Source organism: uncultured Aquimarina sp. (assembly GCF_947492965.1).
Lineage (GTDB): Bacteria > Bacteroidota > Bacteroidia > Flavobacteriales > Flavobacteriaceae > Aquimarina.
Genome location: NZ_CANLOZ010000014.1, coordinates 77,975 through 83,974, shown reverse-complemented (window position 1 = coordinate 83,974; position 6,000 = coordinate 77,975). Strand labels below are relative to the sequence as shown.

Genomic DNA, 6,000 nt, shown 5'->3' with positions numbered 1-6,000 from the left:
TGTACGCTTCTTCCTTGGTTCTTCTGAATGTGTCATAAATAAGTCTAAATTACGTCAACTTATTTCAGGACGAGACACTTATAAAACTAAAAAAGTCGACATTCTATTTGTCGACTTTTTTAGTTTCTTACAATCCGTAGATCTTATCTTCGTGAAGCTCTGCAACGATCCAAATCAGTTCTAGCTCTATCTAACTGCTCTCTAGTTTTTTCTAAAGCTTCTTTATATTCTTCAAACTCCTGAAACTCTTTTTTCTGTTTCGCAAGCTCAGCTTTTAACTCTTTAATTTGTCTATAAGAAGTTACTATATTTACATACATTTTATATCTATATGTTGTATCTTTTTGATCTATAGCCTCGTTCAGGTCTCCTATTTCAGATTCTAGATTTCTATTTATATAATATAAATTATCTTCTTTACCTGGACGATCTAACGAATCGATTAATTTCTCTATTTTAAACATTCCTTTAGAAAAATCTTTTTGAAATTTCGCATCTTTTTCAACAATCGCAGTGCGTTCTCTTAGCACTTCGTTTTCTTTAAGAGGTACTCTATCAAAATCAAAGAAGAAGGCAGTAACAATTAAAGCGACCGTAAATAAAAATAATAATGCAAATTTTAAAACGCTGTTTCTTCTTTCTTTACTGTTTTTTGGTTTCATTTTCTTAAAATATTATTTAAATACACATTAATCTAATAAAAAGCTTCTTCTACTTTTTACATCTGGTTTTGCTATTACTTCTTCTTTCACAAATATATTAGAATCCGATTTCTTACCAATATAATCAAGCTCATTTAATTTTTTAAACAGCGAAAGCATCAATTTTGTAAAGCTAGAAACATTATGCAACGCTTTATTAATATCGGTATGCTGATAATCTAAATCCATCATTTCAATCAACACATTTTCGAATGCCCCTTGATTTAGATCACACCAATCAGAAAGATAATTTAAAAGTTCTTCTTTACCTGTTCCCGCATATACATCCATACTATTTTTAATAACTCTTGCTAGAGACATTAATTTAGTAATCATCGTTACTGGTGGTAAATGACGATCATATAAACGGAACTCTGGCAACATTCCTCCCAAATATTGCAATGAGTTTTGAGTTAATGTTAGCACCATCGTAGCCAGTTCATTCGATTGCTTTTTTTGATAGATCTTTTGAATAATATTCATAGAATATTTCTCTATAGCGTTAAAGAAAGTATGTATCTCTGTATAAATATATCTAAGATCCTGGTGGCTCTGAATAGAAACACATGGCGGAATAAAATCTTCTGCTAAGGAGGCTACCCCATCATTAAACTCTATCTTACCTATTGTAATATGATGTTTACCAAACTCTTGTTCATTTGCTTCAGCTAAATTAATAACATGTAAACTATATTCTGGCAAAACATAAGGATGTCGTGGTGGTTCTTCTTCCGGATTAGCATCACCTACAGGCACTCTACCGTAGGGATCAACACTAAGAACAATATAACATTCTTCATCTGTACTATTAATTTTATATTCAGTACTTATAATACTACCTATTTGTTCTAAAGCGGACGATATCTCAGGTGTTATATTAATAATAAAACCACCTTTGGTCACAGCAACACATCTATTAAGTTGCACTTTAATCGTATCCTGACCATCCATTGAAAAAACCATATCAACGGCTTCATCTCCTGCTAAATCTGGTAATAAGCCATAATTAATTGCATTAATATCTTTCGCTCCAATAAGTTGCGAAAAATTAGTAAATGCATTATCTGCTTCAATAAAATGGTTTTTATTAATCTTCATACCGTCAATCCAGTTGACCCTATGATGATTTTTATTTGATAATTCCATCTTTGATATTTCTTAGTTATTAGAAAATACTATTCTTTCTGTAATCGATTACTATATTTTTAATACAGTTATTTTCCTCATGGGTTAACTTCAAATCCTTAATAGTAATACTTTTTCCTTTGATCTTTTCACAAAATTCTATAAACGTAGTTCTCTTTTTACGCACAATTATTGGTAAATCTAAATTACCACATAAATAGTCCTTGAAATCATTAGCCGTTAATTTTTTAGTAGAAACCAGAATCACTTTAGCTTTAAATGATTTTTCATTGATAAAAGGTGCTTTAAATTCATCGACCGGATCATCTGCTATAGGATCCTGTCCTATTGGATCATCAGGGATTGTTGATATATCTCGGACAACAATATCATCATTTCTAACCGTTTCTTTCTTCTTAGGTAATACTTCTATTGTTTTAGTGGTAGCATATTTTAATTCTCCGTTTACAATCAAAGTAATGGTCTTTTTACCAGATGTACTATAGGTATACTCTGGATTTTGCTCTTTAGAAGTTGCTCCCAACGCATCCTCAAAATTCCACTCCCAAGTAGTAGCATTAAGGGTATTATCCTGTACCTTTAATTTCTCTCCAACACGAATTCTAGGAGTAAGAATTTCAAACTTAGCTTTCTTAGATGGATCTAAAATTTCTTTTTTCTCCAATACAGAAATGGTTTTAACTTTAGGGCACTTTCCATTAACAATTAATGAAACCGTATAATCTCCAGGATTTTTATATGTATGATATGGCTTTCTTCTGGTATCTACCGTTGTACTATCCCCAAAATCCCATTTCCATTCTAATGCTCCAATTGTCATGTCCTCAAACTGAATAGGATCCCCTACTCTAACCTCGCCATCCTTAAAAGAAAAATCTATTATTTCACAAGGCGTATAGTTTACATACTTAAAAGCAAAAACAGTAGCTGTAACCAATATTGTTATTACAAAGAACAATATTACGCTTTTATCTAAATGATAATTTTTTGTGTTATTCGATGTCTTCATTAGTATCTATTTTCTTATCTAATTAACTTATTACTGTTATTTTATATGGAAAAACATTCAAAGATTGTTGTTCCAAAATTGACAAAATATTACTTTTTAGAGAATTCCACTCTACATCAGAAGTTATTTCTTCCTTATTTTCTATTAACTGCACCTCTATACAGGGAATAAGACCTTTAGAAACATGAATATCGGTTTTAAAACCCTTACCTACTTTTACTTCCTGAACTTTGGTACTGCATAACTCATAACACAATGCCTTAACATCTTCTCTTGTTACAATTCTATTTCTTGATAACAAAGCTCTTCGGTAAGCATTCAAACGCTCTTCCATTCCTAAGTTGTTTTTCCCTTGGAATGTAGATGTTAAAAACATACTCCCTTTTTGTTTTAGATCACTCCCTTGATAAATACTTAAACTATTACCAGACTTTATCTGGTTAGCATCTTCTCCATTTGTAACCCAGTACTCCACTAACAAAGTATCTTTTTTCTTGTAAGGCTTAACCGAAATATAATTAGTCTCTTCTGAAGACTTTTTCATATCCGATACCTTTTTTTCTAAAAGCGAAATATTCTGATTAAGTTCATTAATATTAGACTGTAAGAAATCATTTCCAAAAAACGAAAATGATGCACTCTCATCTTTCAACAACTCAATCAAATGAATCAAATACTCTCTTGCTTTTCTATAATCTAATTTACTTACATTATCTCTACGAATTACGTATGTTCCTTTATCATCCGCAGCCGAATCATTTTCTCTTAACCTATATTCTTTTCCTGAGGTATTGGAAATACCCTTAATATCTAAAAACAGATCTTGTGTACTAATAGGAACTATGTCTATATAATCTTTCAATTGATAGGAAATACTTTCCCATTTTCGATTCAATGCAGGAAACGCATTGAAAGTACAATATACACTCTCTAAGATAGCATCATTAATAATTCTTGGAAACTCTATTTTTATCCAACTATAATCCACTAAATCTTCATGAGTTTTCTGATCTATAAATTTAGAGAATTCTTCTGGTAAATTCCCCTTCGACCCTATAGAAATATCAGATTTAATGGAAACAAAGTGTTTTTTGTATAATTTACTTATTTTTTCTTCTATATTTCTAGTCTTATTAGGCTTATAATCAAATATTGATTCCAAATTCGTTCTGCGGAAAATATCACTATTAAAATAACCCGGAATAGATGCAAACTCTTTCTCTTCAAAGAAAAACTTCGCATTTTTTAGGTGATGGTAAAACAATTCATTTTCCTGTACATCTAACAATTCAAAATAAAATGACACATCTTTTAATGATATGTTATCCTGATCTGTTTTTATACCTAAAAATAAAGTAGATGGCGACAACCCTTTTGTATCTTTCAAAGACAAGGGACTAGCGGTTTTCCTCTTACCTTCTAATTCAAAGATCTTATCTCCACAAATCATTCGATCAATAGTAGCATCGACCAATTGATTTTTTTGAATTGGTGAAAAATATATGTTTTTTAATTCTGTACTAGCGTTTTTTGTTTTTATTTTCTTTTTAAAGTACAACAGATGTTCTGGTGTAATTGTTGTTCTTTTCTCTATAGGTTCCGCATATACAATTCCATGCGCCGGTCTAGACCCATACAATGTTTCTGGGGTCATTAACTGAATCAAACGCTCTGTGATACGGGTTTGAGAATTATCTATTTCACTAGAAATTTTTTCAATTTCTGAGGCACATGCACCTATCAAAAGAGATACTACAGGATCAAAAGAACTTTCGATTTCGTTCGGAGAAACACCCCAAAGCGAAGCCGCCTTTTTGATCATTCTATTTTTTATCTGAACCTTATTTTCTGTACTCATAAACTCTTTTAAAACGATAATGGAGCTATATAAAATTGTTCCAGACAAGAAAATTCCTCATTAGTCCGGCTAACAACACCATTTACTTTTATATCTACTCTCTTTTTAATTCTGTTTAAACTTCCTCTGTTTTTGAACTCTTCCTGTTGAATCATTACATCAACAGTAACTCTCCTAAGTCTTCGTTCCTGAGAAGCAATACTTTCTACCAACGATTCAGAAATCGTGTTTCTTAATTTATTGGTACTTGTTAGATTGTCAAAATCCACATTCCAGATGGAACACCCAAAGGTTTCATCAAAGGTACACTCACCAAAATACGAAGTTGTGATAAGATGAATAAAACCAACTATAGATTGTTTCAAATCACAACTATCGATATCCTTATTTTTAACAATTCCAAAAGTATCTAAAGGCAGCTTATAATAAGAAGAATTCATGAATAGTAATTTGTGTGTTTAATGTACCCTAAAACCAATTGCAATTTACTAAAGATTTTATTTACTAGGGCTTGTTAATACAATAAACTAAATAAAAATACAAGAATCCCTATTTTTATAATTTTATTTTATTGTTATCCCTGTATATAGGGTAGAAAATAACCATAAGTTTTTTTATATTTGTCTAAATTTTAATTGACGCATGAATACACTTTATAAAACGTTTTTCTTATTTGTAATCATTATTGGGGCAATGAGTTGTGGAGGTTCCAAGAAAGCAGAACAAGAAGCACTTGCGCAAGCCAGAAGAGACTCTATTGCTTTAGCTAAACAAAACGCCATATTACCTATTCAGAAAAAATATGGTGCTATTTTAGGAATTGCGCCTAAAGAAGTTGATAATATCGCTCTATTTGAATTTATAGATGAATGGATGAACACACCTTATCTACTAGGAGGAAATACTAAGAAAGGTATAGATTGTTCTTATTTTACACAGTATATATATCACGATGTTTATGGCAATTTAATTGAACGTACTGCAGATAAACAATTTAAAGCTGATGACACCAATAAGTTTAAAGGACTTCATAACCTAAAGCAGGGAGATTTGATCTTTTTTAATAATAAAGGATCAGAATTTCGAGAAATTACACACGTTGGTTTTTACCTCGGAAATGATAGATTTGTGCATTCTACATCTCGTAGAGGTAACTCAGGAGGAAATGGTGTGCAAATAAGTATTTTATCTGAACAACCTTGGAAAAGAATGTTTGTAGCTGCAGGAAAGAAACCTAAATATACTAATAACAAAACCGCACAAAACAAATAATTCCATTCATTTAC

The 6,000-nt window shown here is 31.1% G+C and carries 6 protein-coding genes; 1 reads left to right on the top strand and 5 read right to left on the bottom strand.

What is annotated here, in order from left to right; translation table 11 throughout:
- Positions 1–143: 143 nt before the first annotated feature.
- From tssO to Q1B37_RS22835, 5 genes are read right to left on the bottom strand one after another with little or no spacing between them, the layout of a single operon-like run.
- Positions 144–662, bottom strand: a complete 519-nt coding sequence (gene tssO / locus Q1B37_RS22855; RefSeq protein WP_299600234.1) for a type VI secretion system TssO — start codon at positions 660–662, stop codon at positions 144–146.
- A 27-nt stretch (positions 663–689) separates the two neighbouring features.
- The gene (locus tag Q1B37_RS22850; RefSeq protein ID WP_299902938.1) at positions 690–1,847 is read right to left on the bottom strand and encodes a hypothetical protein; all 1,158 of its coding nucleotides are present in this window, start codon (positions 1,845–1,847) and stop codon (positions 690–692) included.
- Between the two features lie 19 nt (positions 1,848–1,866).
- Entirely contained in the window at positions 1,867–2,856 is a 990-nt protein-coding gene (locus Q1B37_RS22845) for a PKD domain-containing protein (RefSeq protein ID WP_299902936.1), read from the bottom strand.
- 22 nt (positions 2,857–2,878) lie between these two features.
- Positions 2,879–4,714, bottom strand: coding sequence for a type VI secretion system baseplate subunit TssF (locus Q1B37_RS22840; RefSeq protein ID WP_299902933.1), 1,836 nt, complete (start codon positions 4,712–4,714; stop codon positions 2,879–2,881).
- An 8-nt stretch (positions 4,715–4,722) separates the two neighbouring features.
- Positions 4,723–5,154 carry a GPW/gp25 family protein gene (locus Q1B37_RS22835; RefSeq protein ID WP_299902931.1) on the bottom strand — a complete coding sequence of 144 codons (432 nt, stop codon included), beginning with the start codon at positions 5,152–5,154 and terminating at the stop codon, positions 4,723–4,725.
- 202 nt (positions 5,155–5,356) lie between these two features.
- On the opposite strand from Q1B37_RS22835, the gene Q1B37_RS22830 reads away from it, so the two are divergent.
- Positions 5,357–5,986, top strand: a complete 630-nt coding sequence (locus Q1B37_RS22830) for a C40 family peptidase (RefSeq protein WP_299902928.1) — start codon at positions 5,357–5,359, stop codon at positions 5,984–5,986.
- Positions 5,987–6,000: the final 14 nt, after the last annotated feature.

Excerpts from the sequence above, each read along its gene's own strand:
- tssO (WP_299600234.1), bottom strand. The coding sequence starts at position 662 with ATGAAACCAAAAAACAGTAAAGAAAGAAGAAACAGCGTTTTAAAATTT.
- Q1B37_RS22850 (WP_299902938.1), bottom strand. The coding sequence starts at position 1,847 with ATGGAATTATCAAATAAAAATCATCATAGGGTCAACTGGATTGACGGT.
- Q1B37_RS22845 (WP_299902936.1), bottom strand. The coding sequence starts at position 2,856 with ATGAAGACATCGAATAACACAAAAAATTATCATTTAGATAAAAGCGTA.
- Q1B37_RS22840 (WP_299902933.1), bottom strand. The coding sequence starts at position 4,714 with ATGAGTACAGAAAATAAGGTTCAGATAAAAAATAGAATGATCAAAAAG.
- Q1B37_RS22835 (WP_299902931.1), bottom strand. The coding sequence starts at position 5,154 with ATGAATTCTTCTTATTATAAGCTGCCTTTAGATACTTTTGGAATTGTT.
- Q1B37_RS22830 (WP_299902928.1), top strand. The coding sequence starts at position 5,357 with ATGAATACACTTTATAAAACGTTTTTCTTATTTGTAATCATTATTGGG.